This window comes from Cellulosimicrobium cellulans (assembly GCF_024124905.1).
Lineage (GTDB): Bacteria > Actinomycetota > Actinomycetes > Actinomycetales > Cellulomonadaceae > Cellulosimicrobium > Cellulosimicrobium cellulans_G.
The window spans coordinates 283,288-308,291 of the sequence record NZ_JAMXST010000004.1; the positions used below are offsets into that span (position 1 = coordinate 283,288).

22 protein-coding genes, 1 tRNA gene and 1 riboswitch are annotated in these 25,004 nt (G+C 74.0%); of the genes, 14 read left to right on the top strand and 9 right to left on the bottom strand.

What is annotated here, in order from left to right; all coding sequences use genetic code 11:
* Positions 1-63: 63 nt before the first annotated feature.
* The 9 genes from NHH00_RS13465 to NHH00_RS13505 all read left to right on the top strand — a co-directional run bounded on the left by NHH00_RS13465 (position 64) and on the right by NHH00_RS13505 (position 8,818).
* The gene (locus NHH00_RS13465; RefSeq protein WP_253052954.1) at positions 64-786 is read left to right on the top strand and encodes a MazG family protein; all 723 of its coding nucleotides are present in this window, start codon (positions 64-66) and stop codon (positions 784-786) included.
* 206 nt (positions 787-992) lie between these two features.
* Positions 993-2,279, top strand: a complete 1,287-nt coding sequence (gene eno / locus NHH00_RS13470) for a phosphopyruvate hydratase (protein ID WP_253052956.1) — start codon at positions 993-995, stop codon at positions 2,277-2,279.
* Positions 2,280-2,837: 558 nt separating this feature from the next.
* Positions 2,838-3,350: an FtsB family cell division protein gene (locus tag NHH00_RS13475; RefSeq protein ID WP_253052958.1), complete on the top strand. Its 513-nt coding sequence runs from the start codon at positions 2,838-2,840 to the stop codon at positions 3,348-3,350.
* Between the two features lie 41 nt (positions 3,351-3,391).
* A complete protein-coding gene (locus NHH00_RS13480) occupies positions 3,392-3,919 on the top strand; it encodes a DUF501 domain-containing protein (protein ID WP_253052960.1) in 528 nt (175 codons plus the stop codon).
* A gap of 21 nt (positions 3,920-3,940) precedes the next feature.
* Positions 3,941-4,975 (top strand): Ppx/GppA phosphatase family protein, encoded by a 1,035-nt coding sequence (locus NHH00_RS13485; RefSeq protein ID WP_253052962.1) that lies wholly within the window; start codon positions 3,941-3,943, stop codon positions 4,973-4,975.
* 200 nt (positions 4,976-5,175) lie between these two features.
* Positions 5,176-5,508, top strand: coding sequence for a PadR family transcriptional regulator (locus NHH00_RS13490; protein ID WP_253052964.1), 333 nt, complete (start codon positions 5,176-5,178; stop codon positions 5,506-5,508).
* Positions 5,508-6,917 carry a hypothetical protein gene (locus tag NHH00_RS13495; protein WP_253052966.1) on the top strand — a complete coding sequence of 470 codons (1,410 nt, stop codon included), beginning with the start codon at positions 5,508-5,510 and terminating at the stop codon, positions 6,915-6,917. The genes NHH00_RS13490 and NHH00_RS13495 overlap by 1 nt, the downstream gene beginning before the upstream one ends.
* Positions 6,918-7,105: 188 nt before the next feature.
* Positions 7,106-8,590: an NAD(P)/FAD-dependent oxidoreductase gene (locus NHH00_RS13500; protein WP_253052968.1), complete on the top strand. Its 1,485-nt coding sequence runs from the start codon at positions 7,106-7,108 to the stop codon at positions 8,588-8,590.
* 154 nt (positions 8,591-8,744) lie between these two features.
* Positions 8,745-8,818: transfer RNA gene (locus tag NHH00_RS13505), tRNA-Leu, on the top strand.
* A 6-nt stretch (positions 8,819-8,824) separates the two neighbouring features.
* Here NHH00_RS13505 and NHH00_RS13510 read toward each other — a convergent pair.
* The 3 genes from NHH00_RS13510 to NHH00_RS13520 all read right to left on the bottom strand — a co-directional run bounded on the left by NHH00_RS13510 (position 8,825) and on the right by NHH00_RS13520 (position 10,905).
* A complete protein-coding gene (locus NHH00_RS13510) occupies positions 8,825-9,226 on the bottom strand; it encodes a VOC family protein (protein WP_253052970.1) in 402 nt (133 codons plus the stop codon).
* Between the two features lie 111 nt (positions 9,227-9,337).
* Positions 9,338-9,982, bottom strand: coding sequence for an alpha/beta hydrolase (locus NHH00_RS13515; RefSeq protein WP_253052972.1), 645 nt, complete (start codon positions 9,980-9,982; stop codon positions 9,338-9,340).
* Positions 9,979-10,905 (bottom strand): VOC family protein, encoded by a 927-nt coding sequence (locus NHH00_RS13520; RefSeq protein WP_253052974.1) that lies wholly within the window; start codon positions 10,903-10,905, stop codon positions 9,979-9,981. Before NHH00_RS13520 ends, NHH00_RS13515 begins: the two co-directional genes overlap by 4 nt.
* An 88-nt stretch (positions 10,906-10,993) precedes the next feature.
* Positions 10,994-11,118: riboswitch (TPP riboswitch) on the top strand.
* On the opposite strand from NHH00_RS13520, the gene NHH00_RS13525 reads away from it, so the two are divergent.
* The 3 genes from NHH00_RS13525 (at position 11,109) to NHH00_RS13535 (ending at position 13,535) form a co-directional block, all read left to right on the top strand.
* Positions 11,109-11,861, top strand: a complete 753-nt coding sequence (locus NHH00_RS13525; protein WP_253052976.1) for a TenA family protein — start codon at positions 11,109-11,111, stop codon at positions 11,859-11,861. It overlaps the preceding riboswitch by 10 nt.
* 104 nt (positions 11,862-11,965) lie before the next feature.
* Entirely contained in the window at positions 11,966-12,454 is a 489-nt protein-coding gene (locus tag NHH00_RS13530; protein ID WP_308202311.1) for a helix-turn-helix domain-containing protein, read from the top strand.
* A gap of 103 nt (positions 12,455-12,557) precedes the next feature.
* Entirely contained in the window at positions 12,558-13,535 is a 978-nt protein-coding gene (locus NHH00_RS13535; RefSeq protein ID WP_253052978.1) for a DUF6882 domain-containing protein, read from the top strand.
* 96 nt (positions 13,536-13,631) lie between these two features.
* Here NHH00_RS13535 and NHH00_RS13540 read toward each other — a convergent pair whose 3' ends face one another.
* From NHH00_RS13540 to NHH00_RS13560, 5 genes are all read right to left on the bottom strand, one after another.
* Positions 13,632-14,237 carry a ClpP family protease gene (locus NHH00_RS13540; RefSeq protein WP_087469679.1) on the bottom strand — a complete coding sequence of 202 codons (606 nt, stop codon included), beginning with the start codon at positions 14,235-14,237 and terminating at the stop codon, positions 13,632-13,634.
* On the bottom strand, positions 14,237-14,908 hold the full coding sequence (locus tag NHH00_RS13545) for a ClpP family protease (RefSeq protein ID WP_253052980.1): 672 nt from the start codon (positions 14,906-14,908) through the stop codon (positions 14,237-14,239). Before NHH00_RS13545 ends, NHH00_RS13540 begins: the two co-directional genes overlap by 1 nt.
* 93 nt (positions 14,909-15,001) lie before the next feature.
* Positions 15,002-21,022, bottom strand: coding sequence for an Ig-like domain-containing protein (locus tag NHH00_RS13550; protein WP_253052983.1), 6,021 nt, complete (start codon positions 21,020-21,022; stop codon positions 15,002-15,004).
* 224 nt (positions 21,023-21,246) lie between these two features.
* Positions 21,247-21,495 carry a hypothetical protein gene (locus NHH00_RS13555; protein ID WP_253052985.1) on the bottom strand — a complete coding sequence of 83 codons (249 nt, stop codon included), beginning with the start codon at positions 21,493-21,495 and terminating at the stop codon, positions 21,247-21,249.
* Positions 21,492-22,106, bottom strand: a complete 615-nt coding sequence (locus tag NHH00_RS13560) for an ArsR/SmtB family transcription factor (protein ID WP_253052987.1) — start codon at positions 22,104-22,106, stop codon at positions 21,492-21,494. Before NHH00_RS13560 ends, NHH00_RS13555 begins: the two co-directional genes overlap by 4 nt.
* A gap of 122 nt (positions 22,107-22,228) precedes the next feature.
* Here NHH00_RS13560 and NHH00_RS13565 point away from each other — a divergent pair, with 122 nt between their 5' ends.
* A complete protein-coding gene (locus NHH00_RS13565; protein WP_253052989.1) occupies positions 22,229-23,074 on the top strand; it encodes an oxygenase MpaB family protein in 846 nt (281 codons plus the stop codon).
* 49 nt (positions 23,075-23,123) lie between these two features.
* Here NHH00_RS13565 and NHH00_RS13570 read toward each other — a convergent pair whose 3' ends face one another.
* Positions 23,124-23,663: a MarR family winged helix-turn-helix transcriptional regulator gene (locus NHH00_RS13570; protein ID WP_253052991.1), complete on the bottom strand. Its 540-nt coding sequence runs from the start codon at positions 23,661-23,663 to the stop codon at positions 23,124-23,126.
* A gap of 104 nt (positions 23,664-23,767) precedes the next feature.
* Here NHH00_RS13570 and NHH00_RS13575 point away from each other — a divergent pair, with 104 nt between their 5' ends.
* Positions 23,768-25,000 (top strand): MFS transporter, encoded by a 1,233-nt coding sequence (locus NHH00_RS13575; RefSeq protein ID WP_253052993.1) that lies wholly within the window; start codon positions 23,768-23,770, stop codon positions 24,998-25,000.
* The last annotated feature ends 4 nt before the right edge of the window (positions 25,001-25,004 follow it).

The window sequence follows — 25,004 nt, forward strand, 5'->3', positions numbered from 1 at the left end:
ACGAGCCGCGACCGCCTGCTCGGCGGGCACGGATCGCCTGGTCGGCGAACCTACGATGACGTGGTGACCGCACCCGTGCCCCCGGCTCCTCAGCCCGTGTCCGCGACCGACCCGCTGCGCGACGTCGTCGCCGTCATGGACCGGCTGTACTCGCCGGGCGGGTGTCCTTGGGACCGCGAGCAGACGCACGAGTCGCTCGTGCGGTACCTGCTGGAGGAGGCGCACGAGCTCGCCGACGCCATCGAGACCGGCGACCGCGCGGGGATGCGCGAGGAGCTCGGCGACCTGCTGCTCCAGGTGCTCTTCCACGCGCGCATCGCGAGCGAGGAGCCGGACCCGTTCACGGTCGACGACGTCGCCGCCGACCTCGCGGCGAAGCTCGTGCGACGCCATCCCCACGTGTTCGCCGACGCCGACGCGACCGACCTGCACGAGCAGTGGGACGCGATCAAGAAGGCCGAGAAGCAGCGCACGTCCGTGCTCGAGGGGATCTCGCACACCCAGGGCGCGCTCGCCCGCACGCAGAAGGTCCTCTCCCGCGCCGGTCGCGGCGGCCTCGGCGACGTGGTCGGCACGGCGCTCGCGGCGCCGTCGGGCGGTGCGCCCGCCGCGGTCGGCGACGAGGGCACGACGGCGGACGAGCGGCTGGGGCGCGAGCTGCTCGCCCTCGTCGCGCGCGCCGAGGAGGACGGGCTCGACGCCGAGGCGGCGCTGCGCGGGGAGCTGCGGCGCGTCGAGGGCGAGATCGTCGCGGCCGAGACGCGGCGCGCGGAGGGGACGGCCTGACCGGGACGTTCGTCCCGATCGTCGTCGCGCAGGTCCCCGACCCGGGGCCCACGGACCGGACGCAGCGGCGCAGGTCACATCCGGGCACTAGGCTGTGGTCGTAAACCCACCATCGTCGCGGGCGCGCACGCGGCGTCCCGGGTTTCCCTGCCCGGGTCCGCCACCACCGTTCGAAGCGCCCGCAGCCCTGCCCCGAAGGAGCACCTGTGGCCAGCATCGAAGCCGTTGGAGCGCGCGAGATCCTCGACTCCCGCGGAAACCCGACCGTCGAGGTCGAGGTCGTCCTGGACGACGGGACGTTCGCCCGCGCCGGAGTGCCGTCGGGCGCGTCGACCGGTGCGTTCGAGGCCGTCGAGCGTCGTGACGGCGACAAGTCCCGCTACCTGGGCAAGGGCGTCGAGGGCGCGGTGAACGCCGTGATCGACGACATCGCCCCGGAGCTCATCGGCTTCGAGGCCGAGGACCAGCGCCTCATCGACGCCGCCCTCATCGACCTCGACGGCACCCCGAACAAGGGCAAGCTCGGCGCGAACGCGATCCTCGGCGTCTCGCTCGCCGTCGCGAAGGCCGCCGCGAAGAGCGCCGGCCTGGACCTGTACCGCTACGTCGGCGGCCCGAACGCGCACGTCCTGCCCGTGCCGATGATGAACATCCTCAACGGCGGGTCGCACGCCGACTCGAACGTCGACATCCAGGAGTTCATGGTCGCCCCGATCGGCGCGTCCTCGTTCCGCGAGGCGCTGCGCACGGGCGCGGAGGTCTACCACTCGCTGAAGTCCGTGCTCAAGGGCAAGGGCCTCGCGACGGGCCTCGGCGACGAGGGCGGCTTCGCTCCGAACCTGCCGAGCAACCGCGACGCGCTCGACCTGATCCTCGTCGCGATCGAGCAGGCCGGGTTCGTCCCCGGCAAGGACGTGGCCCTGGCGCTCGACGTCGCCGCGACCGAGTTCTTCTCCGACGGCGCCTACCAGTTCGAGGGCAAGGCGACGAGCTCGGACGACATCATCGCGTACTACGAGCAGCTCGTGCGCGACTACCCGCTGGTCTCCATCGAGGACCCGCTGTCCGAGGACGAGTGGGGCGCCTGGTCGCAGCTCGTGGCCGAGGTCGGCGACAAGGTCCAGATCGTCGGCGACGACCTGTTCGTCACCAACCCGGAGCGCCTCGCGAAGGGCATCGAGCTCAAGGCGGCGAACTCGCTCCTGGTGAAGCTCAACCAGATCGGCACGCTCACGGAGACGCTCGACGCCGTCGAGCTCGCGCAGCGCAACGGCTTCACCGCGATGGTGTCGCACCGCTCGGGCGAGACCGAGGACACGACGATCGCCGACCTGTCCGTCGCGACGAACGCCGGCCAGATCAAGACCGGTGCCCCCGCCCGTGGCGAGCGCATCAACAAGTACAACCAGCTCCTGCGCATCGAGGAGGCGCTGGACGACGCCGCGCGCTACGCCGGTCGCGGCGCGTTCCCGCGCTGGACGGTGCAGGGCTGACCCTCGGGTCACGCACGCCGCCGGGGCGACCCGGCACCCGGAGCCCGGAGGGCCGCTCGTCGGCCCGCCGGGCTCCGGCGCGTCCGGGGCCCGGGCGGGCACCCGCACCCCGCCGCAGGTCACGGCCGCGGGTGAAGATGTCGTGTCGATCGGCTCACGTTCGCGGACGCACCGCGCGTGCTCCCGGGGCCGGGGCCGTCGCGGCAGCACAATCGGGCCATGCCGTCCTCGCGCCGCCCTCCGCGCCCCGGTGCCCCCGCGCGACCGGGGACCGGGCCTGCGCGCGGGTCCGGGTCGAAGCCGGTGCCCCGGTCCGGCTCGACGGCGTCCGGTGCGCCTCGTCCCGCGGCCTCGAAGCCGGCCGCGCCGAAGGGCGCGTCGGGCGCGCGGCCGACGTCCGGGAAGAGCGCGGCCACGGGCCGCGCGACCGGGGCGAAGGCCTCGGCGGGGGCGCGTCGCCCCGCCACGCGCGCGCAGCGGGCACCCTCGCGACGGGCCACCGGCCCCGCGCCGGAGGACCGGCGCCGCAGCCGGTACGGCTTCCTGCTTCCCGAGGTCGTGACGGTCCGGACCCTCGTGCTGTCCGTCGTCGTGCTGCTCGCCGTGGTGCTGCTGCTGCCCACCCTGCGGGCGTACGTCAACCAGACGGGGGAGCTGCGCGAGCTGCGCAACGACCTCGCGCAGGCGCAGGCCCAGCACGACGACCTCCAGTCCGAGCTGGACCGCTGGGACGACCAGGCGTACGTCGAGCGCGAGGCCCGCGACCGCCTGAACTTCGTCATGCCGGGCGAGCGGCCGTGGCGCGTGCTCGACCCGGAGACCGTCGTCGACGACATCGACCCGCAGACCGGGCAGACGATCACCGACGGCCCCGTCCAGGGCTACGAGGACGGCACGCCCTGGTACGAGGCGATCTGGGCGTCGGTGCAGGTCGCGGGCGAGCAGCCGGTGTCGTCGGGAACGGGCGAGGGGGCCGGGGCGGCCGACGACGGGGCTGGCGAGGAGTCCCCGCCCGCGGACGAGGACCCGGCCGGCGACGGCGCGGCGCCGTCGAGCGGGGAGAATGGGTGACGCGTCGACCCGACGCGCCCGACCGACCCGAAGGAACACCCGTGCCCGACGCCCGCCTGGCCATCCCCGCCGACGACCCGGACGCCGTCGTCACCGAGCGCGACCTCGAGACCCTCGCGGAGCAGCTCGGGCGCACCCCGCGCGGGGTCGTCGGCATCGCCGCGCGGTGCCCGTGCGGGCGCCCGCTCGTGGTCCGCACCGCGCCGCGGCTCGAGAACGGCACGCCGTTCCCCACGACCTTCTACCTCACGCACCCCGGTGCCGTGGCGGCCGCGTCGACGCTCGAGGCGAACGGCGTCATGAAGGAGATGTCGCAGCGCCTCACCGAGGACGAGGAGCTCGCCGCCGCGTACCGGCGTGCGCACGAGCACTACCTCGCGCAGCGCGAGGCGCTCGGCCACGTCGAGGAGATCGACGGGATCTCGGCCGGGGGCATGCCCACGCGCGTCAAGTGCCTGCACGTGCTCGTGGGGCACGCCCTGGCCGCGGGCCCCGGGGTGAACCCGCTGGGCGACGAGGCGCTCGAGCGCGTGCGCGACGTCTGGCGCCCCGACCGCTGCACCTGCTGACGCCGTGGCACGCTTGGTCGCATGACCTCTGGCTCCACCTCTCCCCTCACCCGTGACCCGGGCGCGCTCGCCGCGACGGCACCCCCGCCGGCTCCTGCCGGGCCCGGTGCCTCGCGCGTGGCCGCGATCGACTGCGGCACCAACTCGATCCGCCTGCTCGTCGCGGACGTCGACGCGGCGGCTGGCACGCTCGTCGACCTCGACCGGCGCATGGAGGTCGTCCGGCTCGGCCAGGGGGTCGACCGCACGGGCCGCCTCGCGCCGGAGGCGCTCGCGCGCACGCTCGACGCCGCGCGCCGCTACGCCGACGTGATCGCGGAGCTCGGCGCGACGCGCACGCGGTTCGTCGCGACGTCGGCGACGCGGGACGCCGAGAACCGCGACGAGTTCGTCGCGGGCGTCCTGGCCGCGCTGGGCGTGGAGCCCGAGGTCGTCTCGGGCGAGGAGGAGGCCGCGCTGTCGTTCCGCGGCGCGACGTCGACGGTCGCGGCGCTGCGTCCGGGCCCCTACGCGGTCGTCGACCTCGGGGGCGGCTCGACCGAGCTCGTGCTCGGCACGACCACGCCCGACGCCGCGTTCTCCATGGACGTCGGGTGCGTGCGCATGACGGAGCGGCACCTGCGCTCCGACCCGCCGACCGCGGACGAGGAGGCCGCGGCCCGAGCCGACGTGCGGGCCGCGCTCGACGAGGCGGCGGCCGTCGTCCCGCTGGGCGAGGCGGCGACGCTCGTGGGCCTCGCCGGGTCCGTCACGACGGTGACGGCCCACGCGCTGGGCCTCGCACGGTACGAGCGGGAGCGGATCGACGGCGCCGTGCTCCCGGTCGACGCGGTCCTCGCGGCGTGCGACGACCTGCTCCACCGCTCGCGCGCCGAGCGCGCCGCGCTCGGCTTCATGCACCCGGGCCGCGTGGACGTCATCGGCGCGGGCGCGCTCGTGTGGTCGGAGGTCGTGCGCCGCGTGCGCGACGACGTCGCCGCCGCGGGCGGTTCGCTCACCGAGGTCGTCACGAGCGAGCACGACATCCTCGACGGGATCGCCTGGTCCCTCGCCTGACCCGCCCGCCGAACCCGGGGTCGCTCCCCACCCACGCCGAGGCCTGGGGAGCGACCCCGGGTTCGGCTTCTCCCCGACCAGCATCGGAGTGTCGGTGTGCGTGGTACTGCGCATCGCGCGGTAGTGTGCATCGCGTGAGCCCGTCGTGTCGGCGGGCCGAGTGCCGGGACGGACCAGGGCCACGCCCGACGGAGGGTCGGATGGACACCACGCAGCTGCTCAAGGGGGTGCTCGACGCCGCGGTCCTCGCGGCGGTCGAGGCCGAGGACGGGTACGGGTACGACGTCGCGCGACGCCTGCGCGCGGCAGGGCTGGACGACGTCGGCGACGCGTCGGTGTACGGGACGCTCCGGCGCCTGTACGCGAGCGGGGCGCTGACGACGTACGTCGTGCCGTCCGACGCCGGCCCGCACCGCAAGTACTACGGGATCAACGCGCAGGGGCGGGCGATGCTCGACCTGCACCGCAAGGAGTGGCAGACGTTCGCGGGCACCGTGTCCGCGCTGCTGCGGACCGGAGAGGTGGCCGCCTGATGAGCACGACGACGCCCGCGCAGCAGCCCGCCGGGGCGCCCGTGGGCCTGGCCTTCTACGGGCACGTCCACGCGTACGCGCAGCAGGTGCGCGCGCACCTCGCCGACCTGCGGCCGGAGCAGGTCGAGGAGCTCACCGACGGGCTCGAGGCCGACCTCGCCGAGGCGGTCGTCGACGCGCCGGGCGCGCTGCCTCGCCGCAGTGGTCCCGCTCGTCCGCTGCCCGACGGCGGCCCCGCCGACCCGGGCGGAGCCGTCGCCGACGACACGGGCCTCGACCTCGTCGCGTTCTTCGGCCCGCCGGCGGAGTACGCCGCCGAGCTGCGGGGCGCCGCGGGGCTCCCGTCCGTCGCCGCGCCGGGCGGCGCGCGCCGCCCCCGCATCGGGCTGCGCGGGCGGCTGCTCGTGCTCGGCGGGATCCTGTCGTCCGGGTGGCGCTCCCTGTGGCGGCCCGTCACCTCGACGTCCCAGTGGGCCTCCGTCATGGAGTTCCTGCGGACCCTGACGCCCGCGTGGTGGATCCTGCGCGGCTGGGTCGTGGCGACGCTCCTGCTCGCGCTGCTCGGCGGCTACCAGGTCGCGGTCCTGCCGCGGGACCTCTCCGCACGGGTCGTGGTGCTCGCCGCCGTGGTGGTGAGCGTCCAGTGGGGTCGGGGTCGTTGGCTGCCCACGACCTGGCTGCCCAAGGTCGTGCGCCCGCTGTCCGTCGCGGCGGCCGTCGCGGCGGTCCCGACCGTGCTCTACGTCACCGCGGCGAGCGCCTCGGTCTCCGTGTCCGGGTGGGACAGCGGCTACCAGCAGGGGTGGGCCGACGCGAGCGGCGGGACGCAGCCCGTCTCCTACGGCGGCCCCTCGGGGCCGGGCGGCGACGGCGTGTGGGTCGACGGGATGCAGGTCTCCAACCTGTTCGTCTACGACGCCGCGGGAGACCCCGTGCGCGACGTCCAGATCTTCGACGACCGCGGCCGCCAGGTGCGCACCGTGACCGAGGAGGGCGCCTACGGACCGTGGTCGGTGCCCGACGTCGAGGGCGCGTGGTACTTCCAGCCGACGCTCTCGACGGACGGTCGCGAGCGCTGGAACGTCTACCCGCTGCGCGCGGTCGCGGAGGAGGACGTCGAGTACGCGGACGGCGACGGGCGCCCCGTCCCGGCGACGGGCACGCGCACGCGCGAGATGCCGTGGCCGTTCCTCAAGGCGCCCACCGCCGTGCCCTCCAGCGTCGGGGCGGACGACGCGACGTCGGGCACGGGCGAGCCGGGCGCCGGCGACGCCGACGACCCCGCGCCGTCCGGCGACGCGACGGACCCGGCCGAGGGCACGGCACCCGAGCCCGCGCCGACCCCGCCCGCGGGCGGCACGCAGCCGCAACCGACGGGACCGACCCCCGTCGTCGGCGCGATCGGCTGACGGAAAGGCGCCGAGCCCGGGATCGCTCCCCAGCCGGGGGTCGCCGTCGGGAGCGACCCCGGGTTCGGCCCGTCGGGCCGCGCGGAATGTCGGGTCTGCCCGGTGCGCAGGGCGGGCGTGGGGCGCGTCACGCCCGTCTGACGGACGCTCCGGCTCGCCTGTGCCGCAACCGGTAATACTCTGGAACCATGCCTCAGAATGACCTGACCTCGGTCAGCCGTGCCCAGACCGCTTCGCCGCGGCCCCGCAAGGTGCCCCGCGTCGTCGTCCTCGGCGGCGGCTCCGTGGGTCTGTACGCCGCGCGCCGACTGCGCAAGAAGCTCGGTCGCCGCGAGGCGGCGATCGTCGTTGTCGACCCGCGCCCGTACATGACGTACGCGCCCTTCCTCCCCGAGGCGGCCGCGGGCTCGATCGACGGCCGCGACGTCGTCGCGCCGCACCGCCGCGCCCTCAAGGGCGTCGACGTGCTCCAGGGCAAGGTCGTCTCGATCGACCACGCCGCGCGCCGCGTGACGATCCACCCGGAGGAGGGCGACGACTACTCGGTCACGTACGACCACCTGATCGTCGGCCTCGGCTCGGTGTCGCGCACGCTCCCCATCCCCGGGCTCGCGGAGAACGCGATCGGCTTCAAGAACGTGGAGGAGGCCATCGCGGTCCGCAACCACGTGCTCAACCGCATGGACGTCGCGTCGTCCACGTGGGACGAGGGGCTGCGTCGTCGCATGCTGACGTTCACGTTCGTGGGCGGCGGGTTCGCGGGCGTCGAGGCGATCGCCGAGATCGAGGACATGGCGCGCTACGCGACCCGCAACTACGCGACGATCGAGGAGAAGGACCTCCGCTTCGTCATGATCGAGGGCGCCGGGCGCATCCTGCCCGAGCTCAGCGAGCCCATGGCGGGCTACGCGCTCGAGGAGCTGAAGAAGCGCGGGATCGAGTTCCACCTCAACACGTTCCTGTCGTCGTGCGTCGACGGCCACGTCGTCACGTCGACGGGCGTCGAGTTCGACTCCGACACGATCGTGTGGACCGCGGGCGTCAAGGCGAACCCGGTCATCAAGGAGGCGTCCGACCTCCCCGTGGACAAGATGGGCCGCGTCACGGTGCTCCCGACGCTCCAGGTCGCCGACGCCGACGGCAACGTCGTGCCGAACGCCTGGGCGGCGGGCGACTGCGCCGCCGTCCCGGACGTGCTCAACCCGGGCAAGTTCTGCCCCCCGAACGCGCAGCACGCGATCCGCGAGGCCACGCGCCTGGCCGACAACCTCGCGCTCGAGCTGCACAGCGAGAAGCCGGTCGAGTACCGCCACAAGAGCGTCGGCACGGTCGCGTCCCTCGGCCTGTACAAGGGCGTCGCGGAGCTGTTCGGCGTGTTCAAGCTGCGCGGCGTGCTCGCGTGGCTCATGCACCGCAGCTACCACGTCATGGCGATGCCCACGGGCAACCGCAAGATCCGCATCTTCATCGGCTGGATCGGGCAGTTCCTCCTGGGCCGCGAGCTCGTGTCGCTCGGCTCCCTGCACGACCCGCGCGCGGAGTTCCGCGCCGCGTCGGTGCCGCCCAAGAAGGACGGCGAGCCGGTCAAGCAGACCGCGCAGGGCTCGGCCGCCGCGGCCGAGGCGGGCGTCTCCGCCGACGCGGACGAGAAGGTCCCGGCCAAGGCGTCCTGACCGCCGTCCGGGGGCGACCCCGGAGCCGTGCCCGACGACGAGGGGCGAGCCGCCGGTGCGGCTCGCCCCTCGTCGCGTCCCGACGTGTCCGGCGCGTCCTCGGCAGGCGTCGACCGTCCCGGCTCGGTCCGCGGTCGCGGTAGATTCGGGCCGCGCCCCCATGGCCCAACTGGCAGAGGCGGCCGGCTTAAACCCGGCGTGTTCCGGGTTCGAGTCCCGGTGGGGGCACCGACGTCACGAGAGCCCGGTCGGGCCCTCGGGCTCGGGCGGCGGCGCGGCCTCCTGGCCGAGGATCACGACGGTGCCGTCCGGGTCCTGCACGCGCGCGACGCGCTCGCCCCACGGCTGGTCCGTGGGCGGCTGGAGCACCGGCACTCCGGCCGCGGCGAGGTGCTCGACGGCCCGGTCGCAGTCGTCGACGTACACCCACAGCGCGGTGCGCGCGACGCCGGCGGGCATCGTGCCGTCGTCGAGCCCGATCCCGAGCGGCGAGCCGCCGACGTGCACGCTCACGTACACGGGCGGGCCTTCGTCGGGGAACGCGTACTCGACGGTCCCGCGCAGCAGGTCGCGGTAGAAGACGAGCGACTGCTCCACGTCGGCCACGGAGAGGATCGGGAAGAGGCTGCGGAACATCGGCCTGGCTCCTCGGTGCGCACGGGTGGGTGCTCCCATCGTGCGCGCCCGGCGTCGGGTGCGCTCCCCGGGCCGGGCCGCCGCCGTCGGGTCGGCCGCCCGCGCCTGCGGTCAGGCGGCGGTCCGCCCCAGGGCGTCGTCGAGAAACGCGCGGACGTCGGCGAGCTCGCGCGCGTCGATGCCGTGCGCGAGGCCGGGGTAGACGCGCTCGACGAGCGTCGAGCGGCCCGGCAACCACGCGGTCGTCCGCTCGATCGCGTGCGGCGCGATGACGCGGTCCTCGGCCCCGCGGCCCCAGAACACGGGCGGCCGGGACGCGGCGAGCGCGGCGTCCGCGGGCTGCTCCGCGGCCTGGACGAACCCGCCGAGGACGACGGTCGCCGCCACGCGCTCGGGGCGCGTGCGCAGGAGCTGGGACGCCATGAGCCCGCCCTGGGAGAACCCGACGGGGACGACCGGCCGGTCGGTGCCGAGCTCGGCGTCGACCCACGCCCAGACGGCCTCGGTCGCGCGCGCCACGGACTCCGGGTCGGGGTCGCCCGGCGTGACGATCGGGAACCACGCGAAGCCGCCGTGGGGGAGGGGGAGCGGGGCGCGCAGCGAGACCCACGGCGCGCCCAGGTGCGGGCCGAGGCCCGCGAGGTCGTGCTCGTGCGAGCCGTACCCGTGCAGCAGCACGACGACGGGCCCCGCGGCGGGCTGTCCTGCCGGGCCCGGGTCGGGGCGGACGGCGACGAGCGCGGTGGCCGCGCTCATCGCGCCAGGAGCTCGTCGGTCGTCGTGCCGGGCACGGCCAGCGTGACGCGCGTGCCCCACGGGTCGTGCACGACGACGGAGCGGCCGTCGTCGGCGTGCTGCAGGCCGCGGGCCCGCAGGCGGGCGACGAGCGCGTCGAGGTCGTCGCGACCGGGGACGGTGACCGCGACGTCGCCGAGCCCGAGGCTCGCGGCGCGCGGGCCGGCGCCGGCGCTGTTCCAGACGTTCATCGCGACGTGGTGGTGGTACCCGCCGGCGGACGCGAACAGGGCGCCGCTGTACTCGGTGACCGTGGCCTCGAACCCGACGGCGTCGACGTAGAAGTCGCGCGCGGTCGCGATGTCGCCGACCTGGAGATGGACGTGCCCCACCCGCCCGGCGAGCGCGGGCCCGGCGTCGAACGTCTCCTGGTCGAGGTGCGTGCGCAGGTACGCGTTCGGGTCCAGGTACTCGGTCGCCATGACGATCTGGCCGCGCTCGCGCACCCACGTCTCGCGGGGGCGGTCGGTGTACAGCTCGACCCCGTTCCCCTCGGGGTCGGTGAAGTAGAACGCCTCGCTGACGAGGTGGTCGCTCGACCCGACGAACGCCCCGCGACGGTCCTGCGCGGCCCGGTAGACGGTCGCGGCGAGGCTCGCGGCGTCGTCGAACAGGAACGCGGTGTGGAACAGGCCGGCCTGACGCCGGTCGACGGCGGGCAGGCCGGGTGTGTGCACGAGCCGCAGCATGGGCGTCGTGCCGCGGCCGAGGACGCGGTGCACCTCGGTGCCGCGCGAGCGCTCCTCGAGCGGGGCCAGCGCGAACGCGACCGTGTAGTAGGACGTCATCTGCTCGAGGTCGCCGACGCGCAGCGTGACGGCGTCCATGCTCGTGGACGGGGACAGGAGGCGGTCGGTCGGCGCGCCCGGGGTGCTCGTGGTCATGTCTGCTCCAACTGTTGTCGCTACAACTATATTCCACCACGCCGCCGGACGATCCCGACACGCGGGGCGCTTCCTTGCTAGGGTCGCCGCGAACCACGCGGGGCGTCCCGCCCGGGTGACCGGGCCGAGGGACTGAGACGAGCGGTACGGCCGCCCGGACCCGTCGAACCTGATCTCGCTAGCACGAGCGGAGGAACGTGGGCATGACGACGCCTGCTGCCATCACCCTGAACCCTGTCCTCGCGGACGACCCGACCGCGCTCGTCCGGCCGGGGGAGACCGGCTTCACGGTCGACCTCGCGCGCCGGTACGCGCACCTCTTCGACGAGTTCTACGACCACCCGTTCCTCGCCGGGCTGCGCGACGGGTCGGTCGAGCCGGACGCGGTGCGGCACTACGTCGGCCAGGACCACCAGTACCTCACGGCGTACCTGCGCTGCTACGGGCTCGGCATGGCGCTCGCGCCGGACCGCGAGTGGGCCGCGTACTTCCACGAGAAGGCCGGGTTCCTGCTCGACGACGAGTCGCACGCCCACCACGCGATGTGCGACTTCCTCGGCGTGGCCTACGAGGACGCGCAGACGAACCGCCTCGCCCCGAGCGCGCAGGCGTACGTCGACCACATGCTCGCCGCGGGCCGCGACTCGCTCGGCGTGCTGCTCGCCGCCCTCCTGCCGTGCCCATGGACCTACATCTGGTCGGCGCGGCGGTTCTGGCTCGCCGAGCGCGAGACGACGCCCGGCGCGATCGGGGACGACCACCCGCTCGCGGGCTGGTGGGAGTTCTACGCCGCCGAGCGCACCGAGGGGGTCCTGGCCGACCTGCGCGAGCGGCTCGACGCGCTCGCCGCCGACGCGGGCGAGGCGGAGCGCGCCCGCATGGAGCGCGCGTTCGAGCTGAGCTGCCGCCACGAGATCCGGTTCTGGCAGATGGCGCGGTCGCTCGAGCGGTGGTGACGTCCCTCCCGGACCGGTGAGCGCCCGACGTCGGGCCTTACGCCAGGAGCAGATCCTCGCCCGGGTGCCTCGGCACCCGGGCGGGGCGCGGGTAGCGTGACCGCATGGACGCGACGAGCGCGGTGCCGAACGCAGGGCCGAGCGGAGTGCCGAGCGGAGTGCCGGCGAGCCCCCGGCCCCGGGAGGGCGGTCGGCCGGAGCCGCTCCTGCGCCACGTCATCGGCGGCATCCTCCGACGGGCCCGGCTCGCGCAGGGTCGGACGCTCGTCGACGTCGCGGCTGCCGCACGGGTCTCGACCGCTTACCTTTCCGAGGTGGAGCGCGGCCGCAAGGAGGCGTCGTCCGAGGTCCTGGCCGCCGTCTGCGGCGCCCTCGGCCTACGCCTCGTGGACCTCGTGGCTCGCACGGGGGAGGAGCTGCGCCCGCTCGCCCCCGTGCGCGTGCTCTCCTCCGTCCGGGAGCGCGGTGCGCTCTCCGCGCCGCGGGACCCCGCACCCGCCGGCGAACCCGTGCGCGACCTCCCGGTCGCGCGCACGACGCTCGAGGCGCGGGCGACCGTGCGGGCCGCCGACGTGCTGCTCCTCGCGGCCTGAGCCCGGCGGGGTCGGGCCGCACCGGCCGGCGCGGGGCCGACACCTGCCCGGCACCGCGTGTCGCGCCCCGGCGCGGCGCGGCGGGCGCCGCTACCGTCGAGGGATGACGGAGCCGCAGACCGCGCACGGCACGGCAGAGCAGACCGCCCCGGCCCTCCAGGAGCTCGTCGACGACGCCGCGTTCCTCTCGCACGAGCACCAGCTCCACCTCGTCGACCGCCACGGCGACGACGCGTGGGGCGCCGAGATGGCCACGGGGACGTTCACCTTCACCGCACCGGACGGCGGGACGACGACGTGCCGGCTCCAGTTCCTCGGCACGGCCGCGCCCGGCCCCGGGAGCTGGATGTGGGCGTGGAACAACGTCAACGACTTCCCGGACGACGTGCTGCGCGCCGCCGAGAAGACCCGCGAGACCGGCCTGCGCGAGGCGACCGAGGCGGAGCTGCCGCTCACCGACGACCTCCCGTACCGCCTCGCGCTCGCGGCGAAGGCCGTCACCGGGACCTGGACCCACTACAGCGCACCCGTCGGCGGCGGGACGCGCGCCTGGTTCCTCCTCGACGCCGACGATCTCGCGCTGCCCGCGCCGAGCGTGCCGCGCGTCGTGCGGGTGCTGAGCGAAGGCCTGCTGTCCGTGACGGTCGTCGACCACCGGCGCGCCGTCGCGTCCTACGCCGTCGCTCGCGGGCTCCGGACGGCGCAGGGCGACGGCGCGGTCGAGCTCGCCCTGCCCGACGGGAGCGTGACCGTCCGGTTCGACGAGCGCGGCCGCATCGCCGGCATCGCGGCGACGGGGCGCGCGGTGTCCGCGCCGGCGCACGATCCCGAGCCGGGAGCAGCGGATCCGGACGCCCACGCGCCCGGCGCGGACACCGCCGTCGACCCTGACGTGGACTCCGCGGACGTGCCCGACGCGGACACCGCCGACGTGCCCGACGCGGACACCGCCGACGTCCCCGACGCGGACGCTGCCGAGGTGCCGGAACCCGGAGAGCCCGCGGCGACGGAGGAACCGGGCCCGGCGGCCGAGCCCGCGCAGGAGCCGCGTCGACGCTCCTGGTTCCGGCGACGCGGGTAGGCCCCGTGCGGCGGGCGCACCGCGAGTGCTGCGTCTGCGGCCGAGATCCGTCCCGGGACGCATCCGTCGACCACGGACGCAGCGCTCGACCCGGGTTCAGGCGGCCGCGGCGAGCTTCCGCGAGGTGACGACGGCGTCCGCGACGCCGTACTCGACGGCCTGGCGCGCCGTGAGCACGAGGTCACGGTCGGTGTCCGCGCGCAGGCGCTCGACGGTCTGCCCCGTGTGACGCGACAGGACCTCCTCCGTCTCGGACCGGATCCGCAGGATCTCCTCGGCCTGGATCGACAGGTCGGAGATCGTGCCCTCGCCGCCGCCCGAGGGCTGGTGCAGCAGCACGCGCGAGTGCTCGAGCACGAACCGCTTGCCCGGCGTCCCCGCCGCCAGCAGCACGGCCGCGGCCGAGGCCGCCTGGCCCATGCAGATGGTCGACACGTCGCAGCGGACGAACTGCATCGTGTCGTAGATCGCCATGAGCGCGGTCGCGGAGCCGCCGGGGGAGTTGATGTACAGACCGATCTCCTGGTCCGGGGCGTCCGACTCCAGGTGCAGGAGCTGCGCCATGACGACGTTCGCGACGCCGTCGTCGATCTCCGTGCCGAGGAACACGATGCGCTCCGACAGGAGGCGGGAGAAGACGTCGAACGCGCGCTCCCCGAGCGGGGTCTTCTCGACGACGGTCGGGATCGTGTAGCTCGCCATCACAGTCCCACCTTCCGGGCCGCGCGGGCGGGACGGACGTCGTCGACGGACTCGACGATCCGGTCGACCATGCCGTAGTCGAGCGCCTGCTGCGCCGTGAACCAGCGGTCGCGGTCGGAGTCGTCCGCGATGGTCTCGACGCTCTGGCCGGTGCTCTCCGCGGTCAGCCGGTGCATGAGCCCCTTGGTGTACACGAGGTTCTCGGCCTGGATCGCGATGTCGACGGCGGTGCCGCCGATGCCCGCCGACGGCTGGTGCATCATGATGCGCGCGTGCGGCAGCGCGAACCGCTTGCCCGGCGTCCCCGCGCACAGCAGGAACTGCCCCATGCTCGCGGCGAAGCCCATCGCGACGGTCGAGACGTCGTTGGGGATGAGCCGCATCGTGTCGTAGATCGCCAGCCCGGCGCTCACCGAGCCGCCGGGGGAGTTGATGTACAGCGCGACGTCCGCGCGCGGGTCCTCCGCCGAGAGCAGGAGGAGCTGCGCGCACAGACGGTTCGCGACGGCGTCGTCCACGGCCGAGCCGAGGACGACGATGCGCTGGTGCAGCAGGCGCGTCGTGAGCTGGTCGTCGAAGGACGACGACGCCGGGGCGGCGGCCTCCGCGCGCGGTCTCCGGGCTTCGCCCAGCGGGTTATCGGTCTGGTGGTGGGTCGGGTGCGTGGTCATGCGACCAGCGTGCGCCCCGGCGCGGATCGGAGGAGCGACGATCTGCCGTGGGCTCATCTGCCGACGGCAGATCGTCGCGTCCTCGACCGTGAATCACCAGATCGGCCACGACCGGCGTTCGACGGTGATCCCGTTGGCGGGCGAGATGCTCACCCAGACCTGCGCGGTGCGCTGCGTGCCGTACGGGTTGCCGAGGACACAGGGCAGGTCGACGTAGCTGCCGGCATTGAGCTGGCGCATGTAGCTGTTGCCGGAGACGCTGTTGCCGTCCCAGAAGCACTCGAACGTGTAGGAGCCCGACGGGAAGTCCGCGTTGGCCTGCACGCGGAACTGGGTGCACATGGACCCGACGCAGCCCGACACGTCGGAACGTGGCCCGCGGACCACCCACGCCCGCGGGTCCGGGGGCGGCGGCGGGGCGTCGGTCTGGATCCGCTTCTTCGCGCTCCAGTCGCCGCACCCCGCGGCGTTGCACGCCCGCGCGTCGAGGTAGACGTCCTGCGAGTATCCGCTGATCGCGACGCTCGTCGTGGTGCCGGTCTTGTTCTGGGTCCCGGTGAGCCGCCACTCGTACCGCGAGATGGTGTTGCCGCCGTTGGAGGACGGGGCGGTGATGGTGAACGTTCCCGCGGTGCCGCTCGACTTCGTCGCGGTGACGCCTGGCACGCCAGGCTTCTGGTAGGCGTTGATCGATGCCGACGCGGGGCTGGACGTCGAGGTGCCGCCGTTGTTCGTCGCGACGACCGTGAACGTGTACGACCCGGGTGCGAGGTCGGTGAAGTCGACCGAGGTCCCGGTGACCTGCTTGGTCGTCCCACCAGGAGTGGCCTTGACCGTGTACGACGTGATCGGGCTGCCGTTGGCGTCGGCGGCTCCCCACGAGACGCGCGGGATGCCGCTGTCCTGCGAGGACGACCCGACGTTCTGCACGGTGGGCTTCGGCGGCGCCTCGGGACGGCCGTACGGCACGACCGCGGCGGACTGCGGGCTCTCCGCCGTCACGCCCGCCTTGTTCTCGGCCGTCACGGTGAACGTGTAGGACGACTCGTTGTCGAGCCCGGTCGCCTTGTGGCTCGTCCCCGTGAGAGAGGTCGGCGCGCCGTCGCGCGCGCCGTTCTTGTAGCGCTGCAGGCTGTACGCCTTGATCGCGTCGCCGTTCTCGAACGGCGGCTCCCACGACACGTCGATGGACCCGCCGTTGAGCGGGGAGTCGGAGGCGCGCGTCGCGCTGGGCGTCTTCGGGACGTCGGGCAGACCCGCCGGGATCTCCTCGGCGGAGTAGTCGCCCCACTCCGAGGGGTCGGGGGCGAGGTTCACGGCCTGCACGCGCACCCGGTACGCGACGCCGTTCTTCAGCCCGGTCCAGACGGTCTGGTTCCCGGTGAGGGACTGCATCTGGATGGCGCCGCTCGGCGGTGCCGGGGAGATCTCCAGGTTGACGGTCTCGATGGGCGAGCGGTCGGTGTAGGTCTTGTTGGTCCAGGTGACGGTGAGGGACTGGTCGCCGAACTCGAGGGTGGGTGCGGCGGGCGGGTCGGGCTTCTCGTCGGGTCGGGCCTCGGCCGAGGGCGGGGAGGCGGGTCCGTCGCCGACGGCGTTGGTCGCGTACACGGTGAAGGTGTACTTGACGTTGTTGGTGAGGCCGTCGAGGGTGCAGGTGGTGGTGCCGCAGGCCTTCTCGTAGCCGTTCTGGGAGCGCACGGTGTAGCCGGTGATCTCGGCGCCGTTGTTGTTCGGCGGGTCCCAGGACAGCACGACCGTCTTGGACCGCACCTCCTCGACCTGCGGGGTCGCGGGGGCCTCGGGCTTGCCGAGCACCTTGACCTGGACGCGGCCTTCGACCAGGCGGTCGGCGTCCTTGGTCGCGTCCTGGACGCGGTACGTGACGACCATGATGCCGACGTAGTTCTCGGCCGGGGTGATCGTGACGTCGTTCCCGGCGTAGGAGACGTCGCCCTGGCCCGTCTCGACACCGGCACCCACGATCTCCAGGGGCGTGTCGGGGAAGGGGTTGGCGTCGTTGGCGAGGACGTTCACCGTGGTGGCCTTGCCCTGGTGGGCGTCGTCGACGGTGTCCTGGTTGGCCCGGGCGAGGGGTCGGGTGGAGGCCACGACGGTGAGGGTCGCGGTGCCCTCGACCGGGGGGTGCTCGCCGTCGGTGACGGTGATCGGGACCTGCACGACCGAGCCCTTGGGCACGTCCGGGGACGCCTGGGCGTGCAGCGTGCTGCCCTCGACCGTCACGGTGACGCCCTGGGCCTGGCCGGTGGCCTTGAAGGTCAAGGAGTCGCCGTCGGGGTCGGTCGCGAAGCGTGCGAGGTCGATCGAGGCCTCCTCGCCCGCCGCGACGTCGAGCGTCGGGGTGGAGAGCTCGGGCGGCAGGTTCTCCGGCGGGACCACGCTGATCGGCAGCGTGAGCAGCGCGGTGTGGCCCTCGGGGTCGTCGGGGCCGGAGCCGTCGGTCACCTCGAAGGTGACAGCGGCCGGCCCGACGTACTCGGCATTCGACGTGTAGACGATCTCGGTGGTCGAGGGCACCTCGCGGGTCCCCTCGAGCGCGGTGACCTTCTCCTCGGTCGTCAGTCGCGGGGTCTTGCCCTCGACGACGAGCACGTAGTCCGTGATGTCGATCGGCAGCGGCTCGCCGCTGACGACCTCCAGAGGCGTGATGCCCGGACGCAGGGTCGGTGCCTGGTCCGTCATCCCCGGCACCTTGACGAAGGCCTTGGCGGTGAGGCCGTCGATGTCGGTGGCGGTGTAGGTGATGACCTGGCGGTTCTCGGTGAGGGTGACGACGAGCTCGCCGGTGTCGGTGACGGTGGCGGTGGTCGCGTCGGTGGTGACGGTGAGCTCGGTCGCGGCGCCGTCGGGGTCGGCGTCGTTGTCCAGGACGGGGACGGTGACCTCGGTCTTGCCGAGGATGTCCTCGACGGGCACGGTGTCGTCGCGGGCGACGGGGGGCAGCAGGGGTGCGTCGGCGGCGACGTTGACGGTGACGGCGCCGGTGGCGCGGGCGCCGTAGGTGTCCTGGACCTGGTAGTAGAACGTGTAGGCGCCGTCGGCGTCGGGGGAGGTCAGGACGATGCGGTCGGTCACGACCTCGGCGTCCAGGTCGTGGGTGTCCTCGATGGCGCCGGGGACCAGGCCGACCTGGTCGCCGTCGGGGTCGGTGTCGTTGGCCAGGGCCGCGACCGAGACCGTGCGCCCCGGGCGCACCGTGATCTCGTCGTCCACCGCCACGGGAGGCTGGTTGGTCTCGGCGGGCCGGGCGATGCCGACCTGGACCGTCCCGACGGCGGTGGCCCCGCGGGCGTCGAGCACGGAGTAGGTGAACGTGTCGTGCCCGGTGGCGTTCTTCGACGCCGCGTACTCGATCAGTCCGTCCACGACCCGGGCGGTGCCCTTGGCGGCGGGGGTCGCGATGCCGGTGACCTGGACGGAGTCGCCGTCGGGGTCGATCCCGTCCAGGGGGACCGCGATGCGCACGCTGGACCCGGACAGCACGCGCGCGTCGATCTCGCGGGGCTGCGGGGGTGCGTTGTCCTCCCCGTCGCGGATGCGGATCGTGACCTGGGCGGAGTCCTCCTGCCCGTTGACGTCGCGCACCCGGTAGATCGCGTACGCGGTCCCGGCCTCGGGGCCGGCCTTGAACCGCAGCGTGTCCTCCGAGACGAACGCCTCGCCCAGGGCGGGGTCCACGTCCTGCTCGAGCTCGGGCTGCAGGAACAGCTCCAGCCCGTCGGGGTGGGTGTCGTTCTTCAGCACCGGGATCGTCACCACGTCCCCGGCGTGCACCGTGACCTCGTCCGCCGCCGCCTGCGGCGGCTGCAACCGCGTCGGCGCCGGCACGGGGATCACGCGTACCTGGCCGGTCGCCGTCTCGGTCCCGTTGGAGGCCGTGTACTCCACGGTCACGGGCGTGTCCAGGCGCCGGATCTCGGTCACCCGGAGCATCTGGTGCGCCAGGATCGCGACCGACACCCCGGCGTCGGCCGGGACGCGCACGGACTGCACGACGAGGACGCCGCCGGCGGGGTCGGTGTCGTTGGCCAGCACGTCCACGAGCGTGCTGCCGCCCGCCGGGAGCAGGGCGGTGTCGGTCACCACGATCGGGGCACCCTCGGCCTCCGACGGCGCCAGCACGTCCACCCGCACCAGACCCGTCGTCGCGTTCGGACCGTCCGTGACCTGGTACGTCAGGTCGTACGACCGCGGCTCCATCGACACGAACGTGAACGTGCCCGCGTCATAGTTCGGCGTGATCTCCGCCGGCGCCGACTCCGACACCGACGCCAGCCGCAGCTCGTCACCGTTCGGATCGGTGTCGTTGCGCAACGGCTCCACCGTCACCGGCTGACCCGCCGGCACCACCACGTGATCGTTCACCGCCACCGGCGGCTGCGGACCCGGCACCACGTCCACCAGCAGCTTGCCCTCGAAGGACATCTCGCCGTCGGAGACGAGCAGGGTCACGATCTTGCGGCCCGTCGAGCCGCCGCCGTCGCGGAACTCGACCGTGCCGTCCGGGCGCGAGCGCACGTCGTCCCCGGCCACCGTCGCCGCGGCCGACGCCAGGTAGAGGTCGTCGCCGTCCGGGTCCTTGAAGTACGGCAGGACCTTGATCGTGGCCCGACCACCCTGAGCCACCCGCAGCACCGGGTCACCCGTCTGCTCCGGCGGCGCGTTCTCCCCCCACGGGGAGACCTTCAGCGTGACGCCGGCCTCGGCCACGCCCCCACGCCCGTCGGCGACCGAGTACCGGAAGGTGCCCGTCCCCTGCGCGTCCTCGGGCACCACCGCCTGCAGCGCGGCACCGCCCATGATCGCCTGCACCGTCGCGTTGGCCGGGGAGTCCCCCGCCAGCGACGCGGTCATCACGTCCCCGTCCGGGTCCACGTCGTTGCCCAGCACCGGCAGGATCGTCGTGCGCCCCGGACGCACCCCGAAGCTGTCGTCCTGCGGCTGCGGCGGCTTGTTCGGCTGCGACCGGTCCGCGATGAACTGGTCCACCTGCTCCGGGTTCGTCAGCTCCGCGTCGGACTCCTCACCCTCGGCCTCCTCCGGCAACTGCACGTCCCAGTCGTCGACCTTCTGGTACTCGTCCGCCGCCATCCACAACGTCCCCGCCGACAGGTCGTTCAGCACGATCACGCGCCGGTTCACCCGGTACTCGAGGCGGGTCTGGGGGTCCAGGCCCTCGAGGCGCTCGTCGACGTCCCGACCCGTGCCGTCGCAGTCACGGATCACCTGACCCGTCGAGGCCCACGCCCCGTACGTGCAGGCGCCGAGCTGCACGGGCGCCGCCGGCACGCCCTGCGCGGCACGACGCTGCGCGTCCCCGCCCTTGAGCGGCTGGGAGACGAGGGCGTCCGTCGTGGCGACCACGACGACGTCCGAGGACTGTGACGGCTGCTGCAGGCGCGCGTCCCCGCCCCCCTCGATCGCCACGCTCTTCCCGCCGGGCAGGATCAGGTGGGACGCGGACCGGTCGAGCACCACGGGCTTGTCACCGACCGCGGTCACCTCGACCTCCGCGCCCTTGCTCACCGGCAGGGGCGCGGAGGAGGCCTCACCGTCCACCGTGCCCTTGGACGTCGTCGCCACCGTCCACAGCGTCCCCGTCGACGGGATCGCCGCGAACACCGTCCCGTCCTGCGACACGGTCAGCGCGCCGTCACCGCCGACCTCGGCCACGGGGTCCAGCTTCTCCGCGTCGAACGACGTCGCCCCGTCGAACGGCAGCACCCACAGCAGACCCTCCTCGCCGTCGAGGATCGCCGTCGTCGCGCCACCGGAGACCACCTGCGCCCCCGCCGGCAGACGAACCTGCCCGTCCAGCTTCAGGTGCGCGACGTTCACGGGGGACGCGGAGCTCGTCCCGGAGTCGTCCAGCAGCACCCGGCCCGCGTCCTGCTGCACGTCGAACGACGCGCTGCCCGCGTTCAGCGTCCCGTCCATCGCCTGCGACTCGTAGTTGAACCGACCCAGCAGCCCGGCCGACGACTTCGTCACCCACACGCCCGAGTCGTTCAGGTCCACGTCCGCCGTGGCCTCGCCCTCGTAGAACAGCGCCATCCCGACCAGCGCCGTCGAGAACACCGACACGGTGCTCACCGACGCGACGGTCCGACGATGCTCGCGGATGCTCGAGAGAAGGCCCACCAATGCTCCCTAAGTACGTGGTCGGGGCACACGAGACCGCGTCGTCCTGTCGAGCCGGGTGGCGAGAGAGGGGGAGACGCGCGTCTGTGCCCACAGAACGCCCCGTCGAGGGTAACCGAGCGGTCGGGGTCGCCGACATGGTGACCACTCCCCATGCGGGTGGAATCTCCGGGTGTTCAGGGCAGAAGGGACGCTCGCGACAGCGCCGCACGGTCGAGCGTGTGCTCCGCGGCGGCGTGGAGCGGGTCGGACGAGCGGGTCGACGTGGTCCCCGGGGCGACGGCGAGCCGGTCGCCTCGCGCCTGTGCGCGCGCCGCGGCGCGGCGGCGCCCGAGGTCGCTCAGCGCCGAGCCGACGACGACGAGCAGACGGTCGGCGCCGCGCGGCTCGGCGGTGCGGGGCAGGGTGGGGGAGTACGCGCTCATGAGGGGTTCTCCTTGCCGTCGATCGTGGGGAAGACGTTGAAGTGGATCTGCACGGGTCGCGCGCCCGGCGCCTGCTCCTGGCCCTCGAACCGGTGGAGCGTCGCGTCGAGCGCGTCCCAGGCGTCCGCGACCTCGTTCATCTGGTCAGCGGTGAGCCACATGCTGGCGGTCGTGAGGCGCGCCCCGTCGAGCCAGCGGGTCGGGAGCTCGGAGGAGCGCTCCAGGAACGCCTGGATCTTGCGGGCGCGCGCGTTCTCGAACTCCCGGCTCACCATCGCGGTGGCGAGCGTGGTCGCCGTGTCCTCGGTCTCGTCGGGCGTGCTCACGGTGAAGCCGCCCGGCGGCCGTTCCCACCACCGCTCCCGCGCCGTGCCGCGGCCGGCCACCTCGCGGACGAAGCCGTGCCGGGCGAGCTGGCGCAGGTGGTAGCTCGTCGAGCCGCTGGACTCGCCGACGAGGTCGGCGAGGCGGCTCGCGGTGAGCGCGCCGTGGGTGGAGAGCAGGTCGAGGATCTGCACCCGCAGCGGGTGCGCGAGCGCCTTGAGCTGCGCCGGACCGAGCGCTGGGTGGCGCTCGGCGCTCGGGGGTGTGGTGTCGCCGTCGGTGCTCATGGCACGAGAGTAGCCATGCAAAGACACCTTTGCAAGAGGTTCTTTGCAACGAGTTCTTGGGACGCGTTGCGAGACGAGACGCGAGGGGGCGAGGGGCGGCGCGAGGTGCGAGCATCGGTCGCATGGCCCACGTGGTGGAGCGGGTGCGCGGGGCGACGGAGCGCGCGATCTTCCTCCGGGTCGCGGGCCCGGACGCGACCGCCACGAGGGCGCGCATCCACGAGACGCCGGGTCCGCGCTGGTTCGACCGGGGCTCGCCGGTCCAGCGCGTGCACGGCGACGCGTCGATGTTCGTCGGAGGGCTGCGCGCCCTGCTCCTCCAGAGCCTGCACCCGCTGGCCATGGCGGGCGTCGCCGCGCACTCGGGTTACCGGGGCGACCCCTGGGGCCGCCTCCAGCGCACGTCGACCTTCATCGCCGTGACGACGTTCGGCACCGCCGACGACGCCGAGCGCGCGGTCGCGGCGGTCCGCGCGGTCCACGAGCGCGTCCGGGGCCGGGCGCCCGACGGCCGCCGCTACCGGGCGAGCGACCCCGACCTGCTGCGGTGGGTCCACGTCGCGGAGACCCAGAGCTTCCTCGTCGCGCACCAGTCGTTCGGTCGACGCCCGCTCGACGCGCAGGGGTGCGACGAGTACGTCGCCCAGGCCGCCGTCGTCGGGCGCGCGCTGGGGGTCGTGGACGCGCCCCTGACCCGTCGGGAGCTGGACGCGGCGGTCGAGGAGTACCGGCCGGCGCTCTCGTTCACGCCGTCCGCGCTCGACGCCGCGCGGTTCCTGCTCGTCGAGCCCCCGCTCCCGTGGCCGGTGCGACCGGCCTACGCCGGGCTGGCCGTCGCCGCGCGCGAGTCGCTGCCCGCGTGGGCCCGCGCCGGGATGCCGCGGGTGCGCGGCCTGCCGGCGCGGTGGGCGCGGCCCGCCGGCGCCACGGTCACGCGGCTGATCCGCTGGGCGCTCCCTGTGTCGTGAGGTCGCGGCGCCGTGAGGTCGCGCCCTCCGTGCGGGCTCACGGCGGTGGTCACGGCGTGTCGCGCCGCCGGCGGTAGGCGTCGAGGTCGCCGTTGAGGCGGCCCAGCAGCTCGGCGAGCAGCGCGCGGTCCAGGCGGGACCAGTCGCCCAGCACGTCGGCGTACAGCTCCGTCCGCGCGACCCGGTGCGCGGCGAGCTCGTCGAGGCCCTCGCTCGTCGGCTCGACGACGACCGCGCGGCCGTCACGGGGATCGCGCGCGCGGCGGACGTGACCGGCCCGTTCGAGCGCGACGACCTGGCGGGTGACGGTCGACGCGTCGAGGCCGAGGCGCTCCGCGAGCGCGTTCACGTGCAGGGGGCCGTGCGTCCCGAGCGTGTGGAGCAGGAGGTAGCCGGAGCGGTCGAGCGTCCCGCCGCGGCGCGAGGTGCCCGGCGTCCCCGACGCGCGGGTGCGCTCGGCGCGCCGCAGGAGCTGCGCGACCTCCAGCTCGATCGCGCCGAGCACGTCGTGCGCGGTCGCGTCGTCGCGCGCCGACGCCCCGCCGGACGACGCACCGGCTCCGTGATCGTTTCCCTCGGCAACCGTCATAGGTGTATTCTACAGATACTTACCTGTCAGATACAGATAAAAACTGCCGCCGAGTCCCCTCGGGCCGAGCGGCACTCTCCCACCGACCAGGAAGTACGAACGCAGTGGCCTCCACGCGCAACGAACCGAACCGCACCGCCATCTACGCGACCGCTCTCACGGCGTTCTTCGCGATCGCCGGCATCGCGGTCGTCGACCCGATCCTGCCCGTCATCGGGGAGGAGATCGGGGCGTCGACCTGGCAGATCGAGCTCCTCTTCACGGCCTACATCGCCGTGATGGCGCTCGGCATGATCCCTGCCGTCATGGCCACGGGTCGGTTCGGCTACAAGAAGATCCTCGCGACCGGCGTGAGCCTCGTCGCCGTGGCCGCGGTGCTCGCGGCCCTGAGCACGAGCATCGGCCAGCTCGCCGCGCTGCGCGGGCTGTGGGGCCTCGGCAACGCGATGTTCTTCGCGACCGCGATGGTCCTGCTCGTCTCGCTCGCCAACGACCGCGAGTGGGTCGTCGAGCTCTTCGAGACGTGCGTCGGGCTCGGCTTCGCCGTCGGCCCGCTGCTCGGCGGCCTGCTGGGCGGCATCTCGTGGCGTGTCCCGTTCTTCGTCTGCGGCGTCTTCATGCTCGTCGCGCTCCTCGTGTCGGTGACCCGACTCAAGGACCCTGCCGAGAAGCCCGCACCCCTGCGGCTCGGCCAGGTGTTCCGCCTCTTCCGCAAGCCCGGATTCCTCGCGCTCGCCGCGGTCACCGCCGCGTACAACTTCTGCTTCTTCATCGTGCTCGGGTACACGCCGGTGTTCCTCGGCCTCGACGTCGTGCCGCTCGGCCTCGTCTTCACCGCGTGGGGCGTGGGGCTCGCGGTCGGGATCCTCGTCGTCGGGCACCGCCTCGCCCACCGCGTGGGCGCGGTCCAGACGCTCGGCGTCGCGATCGTGGGCGTGCTGGTCGCGCTGGTCCTGCTGGCGCTCGACCTCGGGACCGCGTGGTCCGTCGTCGTGCTCGTGGGTGCCGGCGTCTTCATGGGCATCGCGAACGCGAACCTCACCGACCTGTCGCTCGCGCTCGGCGACCCGGACCGGCGCGTCACGACCGGGGCCTTCAACCTCGTGCGCTGGGGCTTCGCCGCGCCCGCGCCGGTCATCGCGGGCCTGCTGCACCCGGTCTCCGCGACGGCCCCGTTCTGGCTGGGCGCGGGGATCCTGGTGCTCGGCGTCGTCGTGTTCGTGGCGTTCGGCCACCGGATGGCGGGCGAGCTCGGCGAGCGCGTGCTGTGGTCGCGCTGGAACCGCCGCGCGCGTGCCGTCGAGGGGACGCCCGAGGAGGCGCTCGGCGAGGTCTGAGCAC